Consider the following 18,894-nt stretch of genomic DNA (forward strand, 5'->3'; position numbering starts at 1 on the left):
TAATAGGACCTTTTAATAGCCGTTTTAGAGCCGCATACTTCCTTCTTCATATTCATCACATACATGCGAGCTCCGAGTAAGCGCTTACTTTCCGCCGCTGCTTGATTCCTTCACTTTATTGCCGCCAGCCATCTCTCCATACCCGTCACTTCCCTTCACTCCATAAATAAAGCGCTTTCAAAAAGAATTGTATGTCAACCGGTTTCATATGTCAATCGGTTGACATATGATTTTCTGATTATTCCAATCAAACAAAACGCACCCTCTTTATATGAAAACAGAAACATGGAATGTCCTTGCACATGTCAGCCTGATTCTCTAAAATAAGTGCGTGACGGAAATTGTAAGCCATTTCAGTATGCAGGAGGGCACGGGAATGAAGCCTAACATTCATGATGTTGCGAAAATAGCGGGAGTTTCCTCTACAACCGTTTCGCGGGTATTAAATAACCGCGGCTATATCAGCGAAAAAACAAAAGAAAAAGTGTACAAGGCGATGGAAGAAATCAATTACTTTCCAAACGATCTGGCCCGCTCTTTATTCCGAAAACGAACCAATTTAATAGGACTTATCATCCCAAACTCCAGCAACCCGTTTTTCGGCGAACTCGCCTTTCATATTGAAAGCATTTGTACGTCCATGGGCTACAAACTGCTGCTTTGCAACAGTTTACATCGAAAGGATAAGGAAGAAAAATATTTGGAGATGCTGATAAGAAACCAAGTGGACGGCGTGATCGCCGTGACTTATAACCGGGGAATTCTCAATTATCACAAGCAGAATCTGCCGATTGTCGCCATTGATCATTACTTATCGGACACGATTCCCGTCGTCGGCTCAGACAACTATGACGGCGGAAAAAAGGCGGCTGAACTGCTGATTGAAAAAGGGTGCCGGCACATCGTCCATCTCAACGGCCCGATTGAACTCGAAACACCGGCAAACCTCAGAAGAAAAGCATACGAAGACGTCATGCATGAACACGGACGGAAGCCTATTACATATGAAGTACCCTTTTATCAGCATTACCATGATATTATTTCAACATTATTCGATGAACAGCCTGACACCGACGGAATTTTTGCCAGCGATGATATCATGGCGGCTGCCGTGATGAACGAGGCTAAAAAACGGGGGAAAGACATCCCGAATCAATTAAAAGTGATCGGTTATGACGGCACTGAAACCGTTCAATCGGTTCTGCCGGACTTGACAACCATCCAGCAGCCGATCGAATTGATTTCCAAAACAGCCATCGAGATTTTAGCAAAAGAAATTGAAGGCGAATTTGATGATTTGCCGCTGGAAACGTGTTTGCCGGTACGGCTTTTGGAAGGACGGACAACGTAGTCAGACCGTTCAGCCGTATGTACCGACGGAACTGCGGTCTATTTTGAGCGCTCCGGCCATATCATTTTCTCAAGGCTCCGGCGCTGATCATCCTCATTTCCACTTTGCTGTTTGAACTTTTTGTTTTATGGGAAAAATGGTGTTAGAAGAAAAGGTTGGCATTTTGGTCAGCGTTTTGTTTGACCTTTATTGACCAAAAATGTATCATGTAAATACATACTTACCTAAAAGGTGAAGGAGGAGCATTATGAATTTAATACCTACAGTCATTGAACAAACGAACCGCGGAGAAAGAGCTTATGACATTTACTCCCGTCTTTTGAAGGACCGTATTATCATGCTTGGATCTGCGATTGATGACAACGTTGCGAACTCCATCGTGTCACAGCTTTTATTCCTTGAAGCGGAAGACCCTGAAAAAGATATTTCCATTTACATTAACAGCCCTGGCGGATCAATCACTGCCGGTATGGCAATCTATGATACAATGCAGTTCATTAAACCGAAAGTATCCACGATCTGCATCGGTATGGCCGCTTCTATGGGAGCATTTTTACTTGCAGCCGGAGAAAAAGGCAAACGTTACGCGCTTCCTAACAGTGAAGTTATGATTCACCAGCCGCTTGGCGGAGCGCAAGGACAGGCGACAGAAATTGAAATCGCGGCAAAACGCATTCTCTTGCTTCGCGACAAATTAAACAAAGTGCTTGCTGAACGTACCGGCCAGCCGCTTGAAGTCATTGAGCGCGATACAGACCGCGACAACTTCAAATCAGCTGATGAAGCCTTAGAATACGGCTTAATCGATAAAGTGCTGACACGCAATACGGAAGACCAGAAGTAATGCCTCAGAAACCTGCAAGAGATGATGTCTCTTGCAGGTTTTTTTATGCTTTATTCCCATTCAAAAAAGTAATGAATGCTTTGACGACAGATAATTCTAACGCTGAAGAATCATACATGAGCCAAGTATCGCGTATCACAGGCTCGTTATTTTTATAGGATAGCGCCAATGTGTATAATTCATCAGAAGGCTGAAGACAGATTTCCGGCACAACAGAATAACCGAGGCCATTTTTCACCATCTCTTTACAGGTTTCCTGCCTGTCTACCTCCATTGCAATGAAAGGCGGTTCAGTAAATTGGTTATTCCACCATTTTTGAATCAAACTTTTCAAAGAAGCATCAGTTTGATAATAAATCATCGGCAATTTGGGAAGGTCCTCACTGTTGATTTCAGTTTTTGAAATAAGGTACAGTCTCTCTTCATTTAACAGTTGTTTTTCCCCTTGCCAATCATAATTCCCCCTCATAATCCCAAGGTGTACCCCCGAATGATGAAGCAGATCCATCACTTTTGCACTCCATCCCGTATTGACGTGGAATTGAACAGACGGATACTGATCAGAAAACCGTTTTAGAATCGCCGGGAGCTTATACTGAGCAAAATTGCTTGAGACTCCTAATCTGAGAACCCCGCTGACTTCATGGCTCATATTGAGCATATCATCCTTCACTCTTCTGAATTCCTGCAGCATCTCTTTCGAATAATCAACCAGATGTTCACCTTCTGAAGTGAACTCCATCCCTTTTTTTCTTTTATAAAAAAGGCGCACTCCGAATTGTGCTTCCAGGTTTTTGAGCCGATAACTTAACGCCGGCTGTGTCATATATAATCGCTCTGCCGCCTTCGTCATATTTTTTTCTTCGAATAATGTAATGAGCACAATCCAATCCTTTTCATCCATATGAAATCCCCCAAAATATTTTTCTGCTATAAAATTTTCTCATATTATAAAAGTTTTTTATTCAACTTTATAAAAATTATATGTTTTACTTATAATCCTTATTTATCATACGATATCTTCCAAAGGGACCGGTACCTTTTTATCCACACAAAATGATGTAAGGATGAGACAGCATGGAAAAAGTTCCTGTAACCGTTATGAGAGGCGGCACCAGCAAAGGCGTTTTTATTCTTCAAAAAGACATGCCAGACGATACAAACCTATGGAGCGATTTTCTTTTAGACATTATGGGGAGCCCTGACGAGAGACAAATTGACGGTCTCGGCGGCGGCCATTCTCTCACAAGCAAGGCAGCCATTATTAAGAAATCCGCCAGAAAGGACGCAGATGTTGAGTATACGTTTGCTCAGGTCAGTTTGACTGACAATTTTACCGACTTCAAAGGCAATTGCGGAAATATCTCTTCTGCCGTAGGCCCTTATGCTATTGAGAAAGGGCTCGTTCAAGCTGAAGAGCCGGTGACAACAGTCAGAATTTTAAATACAAACACTCAAAAAGTGATCGTAGCAGAAGTCGAAGTCAGAAATGGAACATTTCATTACCAGGGGGACTGCTCTATTCCGGGGGTTCCAGGTACAGCTTCTCCTATTTATCTTTCATTTCACCAGGCTGAAGGGGCGGTGACCGGTAAGCTGTTTCCGACCGGTCAGCCTATTGATGTTCTCGATACACCGTATGGGAATATCTCCGTATCGATTATTGATTACGCCAATCCGCTTGTCTTTGTAAAAGCAAAGGACATGGGGCTTACCGGCATAGAACTTCCGGACGAATATACTCCGGATATATTGGAAAAGCTCGAAATAATCCGATCAATTGCAGCCGAGAAATGCAGATTCGCTCCGAGACATGAGGCTGCTGCAAAATCACCGGCCGTACCAAAACTGACATTAATCTCATCTCCAGCGGATTATATCGATACAAAAGGGATAAAGAGACACGCAGAAGAGATGGATCTTGTCATTCGTATGATGTCCATGCAAAAACCGCATCAAGCTTTAGCCATTACAGGGGCGGTATGTACGACTGCCGGCATGCTATTGCAAGATACAATATTATCTGAATTTTCATTCTCCGGCAGAACGATTCGATTGGGGCATCCAAGCGGTATTTTAAAAACCGAGGCAGATGTTGATCCGGATGGAACAACGATTAAAGTAGTACGCACAGCAAGAAAAATCTCTGAAGGCTATGTGTTTACTAAACAAAGTTACAACATGAATACGCTGAATCACATTGGTTAATACCGTCTTCAGACAAGTCAAAGATAAACGGAGGAATACGAGATGATCAATGTAAATGCGTCTAATCGATTAAACAGACTGCCTTTTTCAAGGGCCCATCAAGCAGTGCTCGTTATCCTTTCATTCGCTTACTTTTTTGATTTTATCGATTTAAATACGTTTTCATATGCGGCGCCTTCACTTTTAAAGGAATGGAACATATCCACTCATACCATCGCTTTTATTACGTCTGTCTCCTATTTCGGGATGTTTATCGGCGCCTCTGCCGGAGGATGGTTTTCAGACCGTTTCGGAAGGAAAAAAGGTTTAATTCTGGTTGTCACCTTTTTCTCTTCCTTCTCCCTCCTCTCTTCTCTGGCTTGGAACCCAGAAATACTCGGTGTTTTTAGATTTCTTACGAGTTTAGGTATCGGCGCCACAACGATTGTGGCAAGTACGTATATCAGCGAATTTTTCCCATCCGCAACTAAGGGAAAATACCAGGCAATCTGTATTACAATCGGCATATGCGGAATTCCTGCGGCCGGCTGGGTGGCTAAATTGGTCGTGCCGTCCGCCTCTTACGGCTGGCGGTTTATCTTTCTATTCGGCGCTGTCGGTATTTTTTTCCCGCTGATCGCCAGAAAACTGGAAGAATCACCGAAATGGCTGGACACGAAAGGAAAAAGCGAACAAGCACACCGCATTCTGCTTGAACTGGAGGCAAAAGCAGAAAAAGAAAAGGGTGAACTGCCTGAACCAGCTCCGGCTCTGCAAAGCAGACAAACCGCTGTAAAATCCGTTCCATATCGGACGCTGTTTCAAAAGCCTTTGGCAGGAAGAACTTTTGTTTTAATGACGATGTGGGCAGCTTCCACGATTGCCATTCAAGGCTTTGGCACGTGGGTTCCCACCCTTCTGGTGAAAGAAGGCGTATCAATGGATGAGTCTATCGTATACGTCACTCTGGGAACGATCGGTGCCCCGCTGGGCGCTCTCATTGCGTCGCAAATCTCTGACCGTGTGGATCGAAAGTGGGCCATTTCTGTTTTATCGTTAATTATTATGGCGCTTGGATTCTTTTACGGCATCAATCCTTTGCCGATGGTCATTATCGTATGCGGATTTCTCATGCATATGTTTGAGCGTACTTTCAGTTCGATCGCATATGCTTATACGCCGGAATTATATCCGGTTGAAGCCAGGGCATCTGGAAATGGCCTCACTTACGGCGTAGGACGTCTTGCAAATGTAGCCGGTCCCTTTGTCGTCAGTTTCCTGTATTCAGGCTACGGATTTTTAAGTGTTTTCTTATTCTTTACAGGCTGCTGGTTTCTTTGTGCACTGACAGTCGGTATATTTGGAATCGGTTCAAAAAAACAAAAGATGCAGCAGGATGATTTCATATCGGAAGAAACATTCGTACAACAAAAGTTGTAAACGCATACAGTCTGCAAACCGCAAAACATCCATCTCCTCTGAGGAAATGGATGTTCTTCTTTCAACCCCAACAGCATTCTCATTCGCATCTTATTCTCAGCCATATCTCTTATTACGAAGAAAGGCGTGGTACGCACGAGAAAGAGAAAAGAACTTTCCGTCAGAATGAATCAGATGCAGCCGCCGAACAATTTTCCTTCAGATGCCGAAACATATTTCCGACCGCTGCCTTACAATTCACGCCATTTCTTATCTAAAATCGGGTATGTATACCGATTCATCTGCTCAATCAGCTCATCCGGCCGGGAGGAACTGTGTATCAGCTTTAAATGAGACTCATTCGAAAATCCTTCCTGGATGCTGTACTTGACCATCTTCATCATCGGCTCAAAATACCCGTTCACATTGTACAGTCCGATCGGTTTTTGATGAATGCCGATTTGCGCCCAGCACAGCACTTCAAATAACTCTTCATATGTTCCGAAACCGCCGGGCATGGCAATGTACCCGTCGGCAAGTTCACTCATTTTCGCTTTCCGCTCATGCATGCCGCTGACTTCAATCAGCTCCGTCAGATTCTGATGAACAATCTCTCCGCTGAAAAGCCCGCTCGGCATGACGCCGACAGCTTTTCCGCCGCCTGCCATTAACGCATCAGCGACGGTTCCCATCAGACCGACCCGTGAACCGCCGTAAACAAGGCCGATTCCCTGCTCCGCCATATATTCACCCAGTTCGGCCGCTTTGCGTTTGTACTCTTCATTTACCCCCGGGTTTGACCCCGCAAATACACAAATGGTTTTCATCTTTTCATCTCCGCATCTATATATGTACATCAATAAATCAAAATACACTATATATTGTCCCATCTCTATATGATAATATCAATAAGAATCATACAGGACATAAGGAGTGTTTCACATGCAGATGGCTGAAGCAGAACAATGGACGATAGATTTTTACGAAAAACGAGGATGGACGGCGTACGGGCCATTTATCAGAATCGGCTTTTTAATGGAAGAGGCGGGTGAGCTCGCCCGGGCGGTAAGAGCATATGAAATCGGCAGAGACCGGCCGGATGAAAAGGACGCAACCCAGGCTGAACGCAGACAGGAGCTGATTGAAGAAATGGGTGACGTCCTCGGAAATCTGGCTATCCTTGCCGATAAGTACGGAATCACGTTAGAAGATGTGATGAAAGCCCATCAGGAAAAACTGATCAAGCGCTTTGAAACCGAATAAAAACACGGCCTGTCCGCTTTTTCATGGACAGGCCGTATCTGAATTTATCCCGTTATCTCGTCCTGATGCTCAAAGAAATGCTGTTTCCCGATTTTATGAAACAGCCCCGTCTTCCGGATCAGCTCTCTCGGCTGTGATTGCAATCCGACGATCATCAATCTCCCGTTATGCCGTTTGATCCGGTTCATCACATTCCCCAGCACCGCTTCTGCGGAGGTATCCATGTAATGTACATTATTCATCAGCAGAATAAGCGTCTTCGGCTTTTCCTGAAGCCTCTCCAGCAGCGATGATTCCAGTGAATCAATTGAACCGAAAAACAGCGGCCCTTCAATGGAATATGTGCTGACGGACGAATCATTTTTAACCGATTTGACCGCGGCATGCGGTGTTTTAATGCTTGTTGATTCGCTCATTTTTCTGATAAAGAAAACAAAAGCGAGCACAAGACCGGCAGAAACGCCGATAATTAAATCAAACAGAACCGTCAGCAAAAAGGTTGCCGCCAGTACGAATGAATCAGTGTTTTTCAGCCGCATCATATTGGCGACTTCCCTCCGCTCACTCATGTTCCAAGCCACAACCATCAATACCGGCGCCATGCTTGCCAGCGGTACGTGAACGGCAAGCGGGGCGAAGACGAGCAGGACGAGGAGGACGGTGACTCCGTGGACAACACCGGAAATCGGAGAAACTGCGCCGTTTTTAATATTTGTTGCGGTCCGCGCAATCGCTCCCGTTGCCGGTATGCCGCCGAAAAGCGGCGCTGCCATATTGGCGATGCCCTGCCCGACAAGCTCCCTATTGCTGTCATGCCGTGATCCTTTCATATTGTCCGCGACCATCGCCGATAATATGGATTCAAGTCCGCCGAGAAGCGCAATGATCAGAGCCGACGGAAACATCATCACCATGTTATCAATTGAGAAATCCGGAAGCTGGAAAGCCGGAAGCTGCCGCGGAATTTCCCCGTAAGCAGAACCGATTGTCGCCATTTTGTCAGGAAAAAACACGACCGCCGCGGCTGTAGAGACAAGCAGCGCCACAAGCGCGCCGGGAATCTTCGGCATCAGCCTGGCTGATAACAGCAAAATGGCCAAAGCAATTCCCGCGATGAGGATACTGTACAAATTAAAGGTTCCGATCTTCTTGCCTATTTCCGCAATGTTGAGGATAAAGCTTTCATGCTTTTGGATATCGCGCAGACCGAGAAAATGGGCAATCTGCTCCGAGAAAATCAGCACCGCGATCCCGGCCGTAAATCCGACGATCACCGGCTTCGGCACGAATTTCATAATCTTTCCGAGCTTAAATACGCCAAACAGGACGAGCATGACGCCTGCCATAAAACCGGCTACAAGTAAATTCTCAAAACCATACTGCATCACAATGGCAAATAAAATGGGAACAAACGCCCCTGTAGGCCCGCCGATCTGATATTTAGACCCGCCCAACAGCGAAATCAGAATTCCGGCCACAATAACGGTGTAAAGCCCGTATTCCGGACCGACCCCCGAGGCGATGGCAAAGGCCATTCCCAGTGGAATCGCTACAATTCCGACTACAATTCCCGCGATTAGGTCTTTCTGAAATTTCTGCAAATTGTACCCCTGGTATCTGCCGGTAAATTGCATCGTCAGCTGCATCCTCCTTTGACTGTTTCATAACCGTCAACGACTACATCCAGCGTCCCCGTTCCCGGATCGATCACCAGCCCGTGCACCGGCACCTCTTCAGGCAAGAGCGGATGATGCCTGACCATATTCACGCTGTGGGCCACGCTTTCTTCGACGCTGTGAAAACCGGTCAGCCATGTTTCCAAATCGACTCCCGCATGCTGCAGAAGGCTGAGACATTTGTCCTCCACGCCGCGCTCTTTTGCTTTATTTAATATGGAAGCCGCATTTAATCCCGACATTCCGCACTCGCGGTGACCTATGATGCAGACTTCCTCTGCCTGCAGTTCATAAACGGCAACCAAAATGCTCCGCATAACACTTCCAAATGGGTGAGAAACAATGGCTCCCGCGTTTTTTATGATTTTGGCATCGCCGTTTCTGAGTCCCATCGCCTGCGGCAGAAGCTCCGTCAGCCTTGTATCCATACAGGATACGATGACAAGCTTTTTTTTCGGGAATTTTGTCGTTTGGTAAGGTTCATATTTCCTTTCTTGGACAAACTGCTGGTTGTGCTCCAAAATGCTTGATAAAGAAACCATTTTTCTATTCATCTCCCATCCGATTGTATTGCAAGCCTTCTTACCCAGCTTACAGTAAGGAATTATAGCACAGAAAAAGGCCTCAAAAGCGCTTTCAAAAAAAGACACGATAATTTAACTGTAAATTCAGATTATATTCATTTATATCTTTCAAAAATAATAAAATTTATCTTTACACCAACCTATAAAGCTTTTGAAAACAGCGGTTCCGCTCATTTTGCCTTCAGAAATATAGGCGGATTCTGTTACTGTTTGGAGAAATCAAGCATGTACATTTCTTTTTCTTTCATTTTAAGTTCAAAAGAACCAGAAATTTATCGTAATGCGTTTGAAAATTTCTCACGTTACCGCTTCTCTTATATAATAAAATAGAGAAGAAAGACAAAGGAGGAGAAGCCCGTTGAAACCCTATGTATTCATCGCGAAACCGATACCGCCCGAAGTCGAACAAATGATAGGCGAGCATTGCCGCTATGACATCTGGAAAGAAGATACCATTCCAAAAGAGAAACTGTACGAAAAAATGAAAGATGCTGAAGGGCTGCTGACATCCGGAACGGCGATTGACAGTGATTTGCTGGATCACGCGCCGAAGCTGAAGGTCGTCAGCAATAATTCAGTCGGCTATGATAATTTTAATATTGAAGAAATGAAAAGACGCGGGGTTGTCGGCACGCATACACCGTACACCTTAGATGACACTGTCGCTGATCTGGCTTTTTCATTAATTCTGTCTTCCGCCAGACGGGTTGCCGAATTGGATCGATTCGTCCGCGCCGGCAAATGGGGAACCGTTGAGGAGGAATCTCTTTTCGGTATGGATGTCCACCATCAGACATTAGGAATTATCGGCATGGGCAGAATCGGTGAACAAGCTGCCAAACGGGCAAAATTCGGCTTCGATATGGACGTGCTGTATTATAACCGCAGCAGAAAACCGGATGCTGAGAAGGAACTCGGGGTTACATATGCCGACTTAGATACACTGCTGAAAACATCAGACTTTGTGCTTTTAATTACGCCGCTTACTGACGAAACGTATCATATGATGGGAGAGCGGGAATTTAAATTGATGAAAGATACGGCATGTTTCGTCAATATTTCCCGGGGAAAGACGGTTGATGAGAAAGCGCTCATCCGCGCATTGCAGGAGGGCTGGATAAAAGGCGCCGGTTTAGATGTGTTTGAAAAAGAGCCGATCGCCGAAGACAATCCGCTCCTGCAGCTGGAAAACGTCACATTGCTTCCTCATATCGGGTCAGCAACGGCAAAAATCCGCTTGAATATGTTCAAGCAAGCCGCACAAAACATGATTGACGCCGTATACGGAAAAACACCGAAAAACCTCACGAAGGAATTTCAATGAGATGAAAAATCCCGGCCGTTTCAGCCGGGGTTTATTTTTCACTAGATCAAAAGTACTATTTTAAAATTCTTTCTATTCCTTTCTCTTGATGCTGATACAATGAAAAGGAATCAGCTTCACATGATAAAAATGGGAGGTATTGCTTTGAAAAAACGATTATCGTGGATTTCCGTTTGTTTGCTGGTGCTGTTCTCCGCGGCGGGGATGCTGTTTTCAACGGCTGCCAAGACGGATACATCTTCTCACAAGGCGCACACTGAAGCACAGGTTATCAACACGTTTGACGGGGTTGCGGATTATCTTCAGACCTATCATAAGCTTCCTGATAATTACATTACAAAATCAGAAGCACAGGCCCTCGGCTGGGTGGCATCAAAGGGGAATCTGGCGGAGGTCGCCCCGGGGAAAAGCATCGGCGGAGACATCTTCTCAAACAGGGAAGGCAAACTCCCTGCAAAAAGCGGACGGACGTGGCGTGAAGCGGATATTAACTATACATCAGGCTTCAGAAATTCAGACCGGATTCTTTACTCAAGCGACTGGCTGATTTATAAGACGACAGACCACTATCAAACCTTTACAAAAATGAGATAAACACATACAAAAAACGGCTTCCCTGCGGAGGCCGTTTTTTTACAGAGAACCTGCGAGCTTCATATAAAATGAGCAGTAAATTTTTCTTCGAACTCTGATCGGTCTATTCTGCTGTTTTCCGCCGTGCCATCGTGTTTTTTTATTGTTATATTGCGTTCAGACAGAACCATGTGCCCTTCCGGTGTCCGCTTAGAAGCAAGCAGGCGTTTGTTGAAAGGAGAACGTTCATGTTCAAAGATTGTTTGTTTCATAGACTTGAGGTCCTTTTCATCGATTTCTTCAAGCGAAAATGCGTAACCTGTCTGCCAGCCGTCCCCTTTGTTCATTTCAAGCACGTATGCCCCGAATTCCGTATCTTCTATCCTCACGCGGAACGCTCCGGCCGCTGATACCGTCTCGTCTCCCGACATCGGCACAGGCTGCATGGCGAGATTGAGGCCGAAGCCTGCATCAGCGATGTACTCATTCCCTCCGGCGGAAAGAAGTACGGCCGCATGTGTGCCGGGCAGCGCCCAGCCGTTTTTCCAGACCGTTCCGCGGATCAATTTGACATCCAATCCGGCATCTTTCAGGATGAAATAAAGCAGTCCGTTCAAGTCATAACAAAGGCCGCCATGAGGTTCCTTCACCATGTGCCGCCACAGTCCTTCTTTCGTGACGTCATATTCTTTTTTGGACAAAACCGCGCGATTTTCAAACGGAAACCGATACGCGAGCGCCTTTAAAAACTCCGGCAGGTTGCTGAAATCGAGGGAATCCTTTTCCCAGCCTATCGTTTGATAACAATCTTTCAGAAACTCATTCATCGTTCCGTCCCCCTTACAAAGTGTTTACACTTCTTCCTGCACATAAGCGGACAACTTTTCCAGCGCTTCCTTTTCATCGTCGCCTTCAGCGATCAGAGTGACTTCCGTCCCCGAGCTGACCGCCAGACTCATTAATCCCATAATGCTTTTGGCATTCACTTTCTTGCCGTTTTTCTCAAGAAACACATCTGATGCAAAACGATTTGCCTCCTGTACAAACAATGCAGCGGGGCGCGCCTGCAATCCCGTCTTTAAACGCACTTCCACTTTCCCCTGAACCATAAGATCTCCCCTTTTCTGTACGGTTATTTCAAAGTGATGCTTTGTCCTGTACGCAGCTGTTCTGCGATTTCATCGAGCTTTCTCAGCCTGTGATTGATGCCGGATTTGCTGATTTTCCCGCTTGCAACCATTTCCCCCAGTTCTTTCAGCGTGACCTCCTGATAATCAATCCGCAGCTGCGCAATTTCGCGAAGCTTTTCCGGCAGCGCTTCAAGACCGATCCGTTCATCAATGTATTTAATATTTTCCACCTGTCTGAGAGAAGCCCCGATGGTTTTGTTTAAGTTTGCTGTTTCACAATTGACGAGGCGGTTCACTGAGTTTCTCATATCTCTGACAATCCGCACATCTTCAAAGCGCAGCAGTGAATTGTGAGCGCCGATGACATTCAGAAATTCAGTGATTTTTTCCGCCTCTTTTAAATACGTAATATAGCCTTTTTTCCGTTCAAGCGTTTTGCTGTTCAGATGAAATTCATTCAGCAGCGCGCATAATGAATCGTTATGTTCCTTATAAAGCGAGAAGATTTCCAAGTGGTACGACGATGTTTCCGGGTTATTCACAGATCCCCCCGCCAAAAACGCCCCTCTCATATAAGAACGTTTGCAGCACCGTTTCGCCACCAGTTCCTCAGAAATATTCCGTTCAAATATAAAGTTCTCCCCGAGGATTTTCAATTCCTCTAAAATCAGCTTTGCATTTTCAGAAAAGCGCACAATATAAACATTGTTTTTTTTCAGCCGCATTTTTTTTCTGACTAACAGTTCGACCGATACATCATATTGTTTCTTCAGCAATGTATAAATGCGGCGGGCAATCGCCGCATTTTCGGTTTGAACGTCAAGCACGAGATGGCGGTTTGAAAATGACAGGGAACCGTTCATCCGAATCAGCGCGGACAGCTCCGCCTTGGCGCAGCAGTCCTTCACTTCCAGATTCGTCAGTTCTTTTTTTGTTTCCGATGCAAATGACATATTAGCCACCTCATTTCAAAAGGCCTCTAGTCCCTTAATAAATCGACAAGAAGAGAAGCCACTTTATGTGTATCGTGACGGATTACGCCATTTTTATACGTGATAATCTGATCCCTGATGACCTCAAGCCCCATGGATTTCAGCTTTTCAACATTGAAGTCGACGGGCCGGGCCAGCTCTTTCGCATATTTGCTTTTGATTTCGTCAGGGATCTCCTCATTGTTGATTAAGATCGTGTCGATAAACGGCTGCTCCATATGATCGTTCAGCGCCTTGACATGGTCGGCCGCGCTGTATTGAAGCGTCTCGCCGGGCTGTGTCATGACGTTGCATATATATACTTTTTTGGCCGCGGCCTTGACGACTTCCTCTCCGATTTTCGGCACGAGCAGATTCGGAAGAATGCTTGTGTACAGGCTTCCCGGACCGATAATGATTAAATCGGCCTGACGGATGACGTCAATCGTTTCCGGCAGCGGATCAATTTTTTCAGGCGTAAGAAACACCCGTTTAATCCGCTGGCCGTAAGAAGGGATTGTCGATTCTCCGGAGACGACCTGCCCGTCCTCCATTTCAGCATGAAGAACGACACTGGTGTTGGCAGCAGGCAGCACTCTGCCGCGGACATTCAGCACCTTGCTCATTTCGGTGACAGCGTGAAAGAAATCACCGGTTATATTTGTCATCGCTGCCAAAATCAAATTGCCGAGCGAATGTCCGGTTAAGTCGCCTCCCTTATTAAAACGGTGCTGAAACAGATTTTCAACGAGCGGCTCAACATCTGACAAAGCGGCCAGTACGTTACGGATGTCACCCGGCGGCGGAATTTGAAGTTCATCCCGCAGACGGCCTGAACTTCCGCCGTCATCAGCAACTGTCACAATCGCCGTAATATCAACGGGCTTATGCTTTAACCCCCGAAGCAGCACGGACAGACCCGTTCCGCCGCCGAAGATTGCGATTTTCGGCTTCTTATTCATTTCCGGCTTCTCTTTTCAATGTCCCGGTGAGTGACATGAGTATAGAAATCTTTTTTAAAATAGTCAGCCAAATACTCAGCGAGCGTGACGGAGCGGTGCTGGCCGCCCGTACAGCCGATCGCGATGACAAGCTGGCTTTTCCCTTCCCGCTTATAAGACGGAAGCATAAAGCCGAGCAGATCAACAAGCTTTTCAATAAACTTTTGTGTTTCGTTCCACTTCATCACATAGGATGACACTTCCTCATCTTTCCCCGTAAGCGGCCTCATGCTTTCAATGTAGAACGGATTCGGCAGAAACCTTACATCAAACACGAGGTCGGCATCTATCGGAAGCCCGTATTTGAAACCGAATGACATCACGTTCACTGTAAATGTTTCACCTTGGTTCGTGGCGAAATGCGCCACGATTTTTTCACGCAGATCACGCGGTTTCATATCCGATGTGTCATAGATCAGCTGAGAGCGCCCTTTCAATTCTTCAAGCAGCTGGCGTTCCAGCGCGATTCCTTCGAGAGGAAGCCCGGTAGCGGCCAGCGGGTGAGAACGCCTCGTTTCTTTGTATCTCGTCACAAGGATGGAATCCTTAGCGTCTAAAAAGAGAATGCGCGGTGTAATCCACGGATTTTCCGCCATTTCATCCAGCGCCTCAATCAGCCTGTCAAAAAATTCACGTCCACGCAGATCCATGACAAGCGCGACCTTGCTCATTTTTGAACTTGATTCTTTCATCAGCTCCAAAAATTTCGGCAGCAAGGAAGGCGGCAGATTGTCGACGCAAAAATAGCCGAGATCCTCAAAGCTTTGAATGGCGACGGTTTTCCCCGCTCCAGACATTCCCGTAATGATGACGAGCTGAATATCATGGTTTTCATTCATACTCATCTTTCTCCCCCCTGCGGTCTTTCTTTTATTTGATAAGCTGCGGATCTAAACGATAGCTGAGCAGCTCGAAGTCCGGCGTATACGTAAAGGTGCCGTGCAAAAGCCCTTGGCCCTTGATCATAAAATCAAGGATATGCCCGTCTCCGGGGGCCATCGGAAGGCTGTGGATATCTTTTACGTCATGCCACTTCAGAACGCCTTCCTCTGATTCAGCGACATTCCGCCCCGTGTAGGAGTCGGCGACGAAAGTAAACATCATCCACTCTGACACGATTTGTTCCTGTTCCTTAATAATAAAGGTAAACACGCCTTTTAACTGCGGATTTAGTATATAAATGCCCGTCTCTTCTCTGTACTCTCTGATGACGGAATCTCTGACGGATTCGCCGCTTTCCATCTTCCCGCCGGGCGCGACCCACCAGCCCCGTCTCGGCTTTTGGAGAAGGAGAACCTGATCATCTGTCTGCAGCACACAATTTGTCACTCTTTGCACAAGTACGTCACCTAACCTTCTCAACAAATCATCGTCTCTTCATTATACCGTTTCGGCATGTCTCTCACAATGCAGAGACACCGACATCCTTTTCTTTTATTTGACAGAAAACAAAAAATCGCAAAAAAAGGGCACGGATACTGGAATCCGTGCCAAAGTGTATTCATTAAAAAGGGGGTCAATTACTACATTCATCTTAAAACATCAGTATTTCACCCGTGTTACAGCGTAATTAAAACACAGTAACGATTCAAAAACTGAACATTACAGTGATTATTTAACGGTTTTGAGCGTTTCCTCAAGCTCTTCCACATAATGCTGAACGCTTTGAGCCGCAATACTTCCGTCGCCTGTCGCCGTTACGATCTGGCGGAGCGTTTTTTCACGGATGTCTCCCGCGGCGAAAATGCCTGGAACTTTTGTCTCCATTTGGGCATTTGTTTCAATGTAGCCTTCTTCATTTGTGATGCCCAGGTTTTCGAACGGTTTAGAAAGCGGAAGCATACCGATATAAATAAAGACGCCGTCAGCTTTGAATTCTTCCTCTTCTCCCGTCACGGTATCCACAAGAGTAAGTCTGCCGACTTTTCCGTTTTCCTCATGGATTTCTTTTACGGTTTTGTTCCATTTGAAGTCAATTTTCTCATTGTCAAAGGCACGCGCCTGAAGAATGCTTTGCGCACGCAATTTGTCACGTCTGTGAACGATGGTGACTTTTGAAGCGAAGCGTGTCAGATAGACGCCTTCTTCAACGGCGGAGTCTCCGCCGCCGACAACGACAAGCTCTTTATTTTTAAAGAACGCGCCGTCACAAACCGCGCAGTACGATACGCCGCGGCCGCCCAGTTCTTTTTCGCCGGGGACACCGATCTTTTTGTATTCCGCTCCGGCAGAAATGACGATGGCGCGCGCTTTATATTCTTTTGAACCGGCTTTGACCGTTTTATATTCTTTACCGTCAACAATTTCTTTAATATCACCGTACGCATATTCCGCACCGAATTTTTTCGCATGTTCAAACATTTTATTAGAAAGTTCAGGGCCGAGAATGCTTTCAAAACCCGGATAGTTTTCAACATCCTCCGTGTTGGCCATCTGGCCGCCCGGAATTCCTCTTTCGATCATTAATGTGGATAAGTTCGCTCGTGATGTGTAAACAGCAGCGGTCATCCCCGCCGGACCCGCGCCGATAATGATCACATCATAAATTTTTTCTTCTGACACCATGATTCACTCCTTTTCGAAATGGGGCGCACCCTATATGACTAAGAATCCCCATCAATCGTATTCCTTACCCATATCCTATTAAATCTGAGGGCAATTCGCTATTTTTTTGCTCATTTTTCTGAGAAACCGTGATTAAGCAGCTCCTGAGCGGGTATACAAATAAAGAAAGAGCCTTCCGGGATAGAAGGCCCTTGTCTTATTCATTATTGCACGACACGTCTTACATTGCCGTTGAATGCTTTCTTCCAGTAAGGGTTGCTCATAGAATCAATGGATACACCGTGTGATGTATTATCGTTCAGGAACGTTCCGTTACCTAAGTAGATGCCGACGTGGCCGTTTGTTTTATACGTGTTGAAGAAAACTAAGTCTCCGCGTTTCATGTCAGACGCGCTTACTGCTTTACCTCTTCCGATTAATGTATCTGTGTTTGTGCCGCTTGCAGGTCCGAGATTAACGCCTGCGTTAGCATAAGCCCAGCGTACGAATGAAGAGCAGTCAAAAATACGGTTGTCAATATCGGATTGAGTGCGTCCGCCGCCGAATTTATACGGAGATTGACCCACAAGGCTTGATCCTACGCTGATCGCGCCTTCAATACCGCCTGAATTTGAAATAACAGATCCGCCGTCAGAATCATCTGAACCGCCGCTGTTATGAGATGATCCGCCTGAAGTGCTCTTCGGTTTGCTTGAGCTGTCAGATGAATCAGATGATGTTGAAACAGCCGCTTTTTTCACAGTTTTAACCGCCGGTGCCGGCTGGCTGTCATCTTTTTGGTTTTGGTCTTCAGAAGCTTTTTGCGCTTCTTCCTGTTTTTTGATCAGGGCAGCCGCTGCAGCCTGCTCAGCTTTAATGCGCTTCTGTTCTTTTTCAGTGTCAGCTTTTTGGTTTGCAAGCTGTGACGCTTCTTTTTTCAGATCAGAGATAGCGGAAGCCGCTTTTTTCTGACCGTTTTTCGCTTCGTCGAAAAGCTTGTCTTTCTGATCAAGCTGTTTGTTCAGGTCTTTTTGCATAGACTCGAGTTTCGCAAGATCATCTTGAACTTTTTTCAGCTTCACGTTAAGTTCAGCCTCTGCGTCTTCGAGTTTCGCTTTATCCTGCTCCTGCTGTTTGATCAGGTCTTTATCCGCATCAACGATAGAAGATACTGCAGTCGCACGGGAAATGAAGTCTCCGAAGCTTGTCGCTCCTAAAAGTACATCTATGTATCCTTGAGAACCGCCGTTTTCCTGTAAAGAACGAACGCGTTTTTTCAGGATTTCATTGCGTTTTTCAATACGCGCTTCTGTTTCTTTGATTTCTTTTTTCAAATCAGCGATCTGCTTTTTCGTTTTTTCGTTTTCAGCTTTTTTATCTTCGATTTTATTGCTTGTATCCAACGCTTTAGCGTTAATGTCTTTCAGTTCTTTTTCAATCTTAGCCTGCTTGTCCTGAAGCTTGGACAATTCTCTTTCTTTTGCTTCAAGGCTTGAAGCCACCTCAGATTGTTTGCTTTCAATTTTCGCTTTTTTGCTGTCTAATGTTTCCGCCGATGCAGTTTTTGTAAACGGGATTAAAAAACTGCTTGTCCCGATGACGGAAGCCAAACCAAGTGTTAATAAACTCTTTTTCACTTTTTCTTTCCTCCCTTTTACTTTAAACCTGTTCTCATTTGGAATTCTATTATGAACATCAAAGTTACGCTCCCTCACATACCCGTGAGGCTGATGATTTTTATGTACGATTCTTTGAATCTGGTTAATTGGTATAGATTATACAGCACATGTAAAATAAACTAATCTCTTATGTACGAGACTCATTATACCATCATGTTTCGACAATTTTTATTACAGTTATATTTCAATGTGATTGCAAATCTCATATTTCGCAAAATAAACGGTGATTACGGCCTGATTTCGATTCAAAAAGCAAAAAAATACGTATGAATACCTCTTTTTTCGGCGGTAAAGTTCTGTTTTGCCCCTTTATGATAAAAAAAGAACCGACTCTTTATATAGAAAGAA

19 protein-coding genes are annotated in these 18,894 nt (G+C 45.4%); 7 read left to right on the top strand and 12 right to left on the bottom strand.

The genetic code is table 11. The features are described from left to right. The first annotated feature begins 376 nt into the window (after positions 1 to 376). Together VP472_RS16885 and clpP are read left to right on the top strand one after the other, a co-directional pair. On the top strand, positions 377 to 1,351 hold the full coding sequence (locus VP472_RS16885; protein WP_003151514.1) for a LacI family DNA-binding transcriptional regulator: 975 nt from the start codon (positions 377 to 379) through the stop codon (positions 1,349 to 1,351). Between the two features lie 247 nt (positions 1,352 to 1,598). After that, positions 1,599 to 2,195, top strand: coding sequence for an ATP-dependent Clp endopeptidase proteolytic subunit ClpP (gene clpP / locus VP472_RS16890; protein ID WP_003151513.1), 597 nt, complete (start codon positions 1,599 to 1,601; stop codon positions 2,193 to 2,195). A gap of 43 nt (positions 2,196 to 2,238) precedes the next feature. Here clpP and VP472_RS16895 read toward each other — a convergent pair whose 3' ends face one another. Next, positions 2,239 to 3,099 (bottom strand): LysR family transcriptional regulator, encoded by an 861-nt coding sequence (locus VP472_RS16895; RefSeq protein WP_003151510.1) that lies wholly within the window; start codon positions 3,097 to 3,099, stop codon positions 2,239 to 2,241. 173 nt (positions 3,100 to 3,272) lie between these two features. On the opposite strand from VP472_RS16895, the gene VP472_RS16900 reads away from it, so the two are divergent. Together VP472_RS16900 and VP472_RS16905 are read left to right on the top strand one after the other, a co-directional pair. Next, positions 3,273 to 4,403: a 2-methylaconitate cis-trans isomerase PrpF family protein gene (locus VP472_RS16900; protein ID WP_146275576.1), complete on the top strand. Its 1,131-nt coding sequence runs from the start codon at positions 3,273 to 3,275 to the stop codon at positions 4,401 to 4,403. A gap of 42 nt (positions 4,404 to 4,445) precedes the next feature. After that, positions 4,446 to 5,822: an MFS transporter gene (locus VP472_RS16905; RefSeq protein WP_060674016.1), complete on the top strand. Its 1,377-nt coding sequence runs from the start codon at positions 4,446 to 4,448 to the stop codon at positions 5,820 to 5,822. 230 nt (positions 5,823 to 6,052) lie between these two features. On the opposite strand, the gene VP472_RS16910 is transcribed toward VP472_RS16905, so the two are convergent. Continuing rightward, positions 6,053 to 6,628, bottom strand: a complete 576-nt coding sequence (locus VP472_RS16910) for an LOG family protein (RefSeq protein ID WP_015387658.1) — start codon at positions 6,626 to 6,628, stop codon at positions 6,053 to 6,055. A 115-nt stretch (positions 6,629 to 6,743) separates the two neighbouring features. Here VP472_RS16910 and VP472_RS16915 point away from each other — a divergent pair, with 115 nt between their 5' ends. After that, positions 6,744 to 7,064: a MazG nucleotide pyrophosphohydrolase domain-containing protein gene (locus VP472_RS16915; protein ID WP_060674014.1), complete on the top strand. Its 321-nt coding sequence runs from the start codon at positions 6,744 to 6,746 to the stop codon at positions 7,062 to 7,064. A 44-nt stretch (positions 7,065 to 7,108) separates the two neighbouring features. Here VP472_RS16915 and VP472_RS16920 read toward each other — a convergent pair whose 3' ends face one another. Then, entirely contained in the window at positions 7,109 to 8,698 is a 1,590-nt protein-coding gene (locus VP472_RS16920) for a SulP family inorganic anion transporter (RefSeq protein ID WP_014305896.1), read from the bottom strand. A gap of 2 nt (positions 8,699 to 8,700) precedes the next feature. Further along, entirely contained in the window at positions 8,701 to 9,282 is a 582-nt protein-coding gene (locus VP472_RS16925) for a beta-class carbonic anhydrase (RefSeq protein WP_003151503.1), read from the bottom strand. Positions 9,283 to 9,682: 400 nt separating this feature from the next. Between VP472_RS16925 and VP472_RS16930 the strand changes: the two genes are divergently transcribed. Next, positions 9,683 to 10,648, top strand: coding sequence for a 2-hydroxyacid dehydrogenase (locus tag VP472_RS16930; RefSeq protein ID WP_015387656.1), 966 nt, complete (start codon positions 9,683 to 9,685; stop codon positions 10,646 to 10,648). Between the two features lie 204 nt (positions 10,649 to 10,852). Then, positions 10,853 to 11,242 carry a ribonuclease gene (locus VP472_RS16935; RefSeq protein WP_223883540.1) on the top strand — a complete coding sequence of 130 codons (390 nt, stop codon included), beginning with the start codon at positions 10,853 to 10,855 and terminating at the stop codon, positions 11,240 to 11,242. A 59-nt stretch (positions 11,243 to 11,301) separates the two neighbouring features. Here VP472_RS16935 and VP472_RS16940 read toward each other — a convergent pair whose 3' ends face one another. The 8 genes from VP472_RS16940 to VP472_RS16975 form a co-directional block, all read right to left on the bottom strand. Beyond that, on the bottom strand, positions 11,302 to 12,048 hold the full coding sequence (locus tag VP472_RS16940; protein WP_070082432.1) for an arylamine N-acetyltransferase family protein: 747 nt from the start codon (positions 12,046 to 12,048) through the stop codon (positions 11,302 to 11,304). Positions 12,049 to 12,072: 24 nt separating this feature from the next. Then, positions 12,073 to 12,330, bottom strand: a complete 258-nt coding sequence (locus VP472_RS16945; protein ID WP_025853523.1) for an HPr family phosphocarrier protein — start codon at positions 12,328 to 12,330, stop codon at positions 12,073 to 12,075. 23 nt (positions 12,331 to 12,353) lie between these two features. Beyond that, positions 12,354 to 13,304: a DNA-binding protein WhiA gene (gene whiA / locus VP472_RS16950; protein ID WP_017418846.1), complete on the bottom strand. Its 951-nt coding sequence runs from the start codon at positions 13,302 to 13,304 to the stop codon at positions 12,354 to 12,356. A 26-nt stretch (positions 13,305 to 13,330) separates the two neighbouring features. Continuing rightward, positions 13,331 to 14,284: a gluconeogenesis factor YvcK family protein gene (locus VP472_RS16955; protein ID WP_003151493.1), complete on the bottom strand. Its 954-nt coding sequence runs from the start codon at positions 14,282 to 14,284 to the stop codon at positions 13,331 to 13,333. Beyond that, entirely contained in the window at positions 14,281 to 15,168 is an 888-nt protein-coding gene (rapZ, locus tag VP472_RS16960) for an RNase adapter RapZ (protein WP_012118535.1), read from the bottom strand. The genes VP472_RS16955 and rapZ overlap by 4 nt, the downstream gene beginning before the upstream one ends. A 25-nt stretch (positions 15,169 to 15,193) precedes the next feature. After that, positions 15,194 to 15,661: an 8-oxo-dGTP diphosphatase gene (locus VP472_RS16965; RefSeq protein ID WP_003151491.1), complete on the bottom strand. Its 468-nt coding sequence runs from the start codon at positions 15,659 to 15,661 to the stop codon at positions 15,194 to 15,196. A 273-nt stretch (positions 15,662 to 15,934) separates the two neighbouring features. After that, positions 15,935 to 16,885: a thioredoxin-disulfide reductase gene (gene trxB / locus VP472_RS16970; protein ID WP_007407423.1), complete on the bottom strand. Its 951-nt coding sequence runs from the start codon at positions 16,883 to 16,885 to the stop codon at positions 15,935 to 15,937. Positions 16,886 to 17,091: 206 nt separating this feature from the next. Next, on the bottom strand, positions 17,092 to 18,504 hold the full coding sequence (locus tag VP472_RS16975) for a peptidoglycan DL-endopeptidase CwlO (RefSeq protein WP_003151485.1): 1,413 nt from the start codon (positions 18,502 to 18,504) through the stop codon (positions 17,092 to 17,094). Positions 18,505 to 18,894 lie beyond the last annotated feature (390 nt).

This window comes from Bacillus sp. MT(2024), from assembly GCF_036362845.1.
Lineage (GTDB): Bacteria > Bacillota > Bacilli > Bacillales > Bacillaceae > Bacillus > Bacillus velezensis.

Coding starts and splice junctions, on each gene's coding strand:
- clpP (WP_003151513.1), top strand. CDS start 1,599: ATGAATTTAATACCTACAGTCATTGAACAAACGAACCGCGGAGAAAGA.
- VP472_RS16940 (WP_070082432.1), bottom strand. CDS start 12,048: ATGAATGAGTTTCTGAAAGATTGTTATCAAACGATAGGCTGGGAAAAG.
- VP472_RS16925 (WP_003151503.1), bottom strand. CDS start 9,282: ATGGTTTCTTTATCAAGCATTTTGGAGCACAACCAGCAGTTTGTCCAA.
- VP472_RS16910 (WP_015387658.1), bottom strand. CDS start 6,628: ATGAAAACCATTTGTGTATTTGCGGGGTCAAACCCGGGGGTAAATGAA.
- VP472_RS16895 (WP_003151510.1), bottom strand. CDS start 3,099: ATGGATGAAAAGGATTGGATTGTGCTCATTACATTATTCGAAGAAAAA.
- VP472_RS16915 (WP_060674014.1), top strand. CDS start 6,744: ATGCAGATGGCTGAAGCAGAACAATGGACGATAGATTTTTACGAAAAA.
- VP472_RS16885 (WP_003151514.1), top strand. CDS start 377: ATGAAGCCTAACATTCATGATGTTGCGAAAATAGCGGGAGTTTCCTCT.
- VP472_RS16920 (WP_014305896.1), bottom strand. CDS start 8,698: ATGCAATTTACCGGCAGATACCAGGGGTACAATTTGCAGAAATTTCAG.
- VP472_RS16935 (WP_223883540.1), top strand. CDS start 10,853: ATGCTGTTTTCAACGGCTGCCAAGACGGATACATCTTCTCACAAGGCG.
- whiA (WP_017418846.1), bottom strand. CDS start 13,304: ATGTCATTTGCATCGGAAACAAAAAAAGAACTGACGAATCTGGAAGTG.
- VP472_RS16905 (WP_060674016.1), top strand. CDS start 4,446: ATGATCAATGTAAATGCGTCTAATCGATTAAACAGACTGCCTTTTTCA.
- VP472_RS16955 (WP_003151493.1), bottom strand. CDS start 14,284: ATGAATAAGAAGCCGAAAATCGCAATCTTCGGCGGCGGAACGGGTCTG.
- VP472_RS16900 (WP_146275576.1), top strand. CDS start 3,273: ATGGAAAAAGTTCCTGTAACCGTTATGAGAGGCGGCACCAGCAAAGGC.
- rapZ (WP_012118535.1), bottom strand. CDS start 15,168: ATGAGTATGAATGAAAACCATGATATTCAGCTCGTCATCATTACGGGA.
- VP472_RS16945 (WP_025853523.1), bottom strand. CDS start 12,330: ATGGTTCAGGGGAAAGTGGAAGTGCGTTTAAAGACGGGATTGCAGGCG.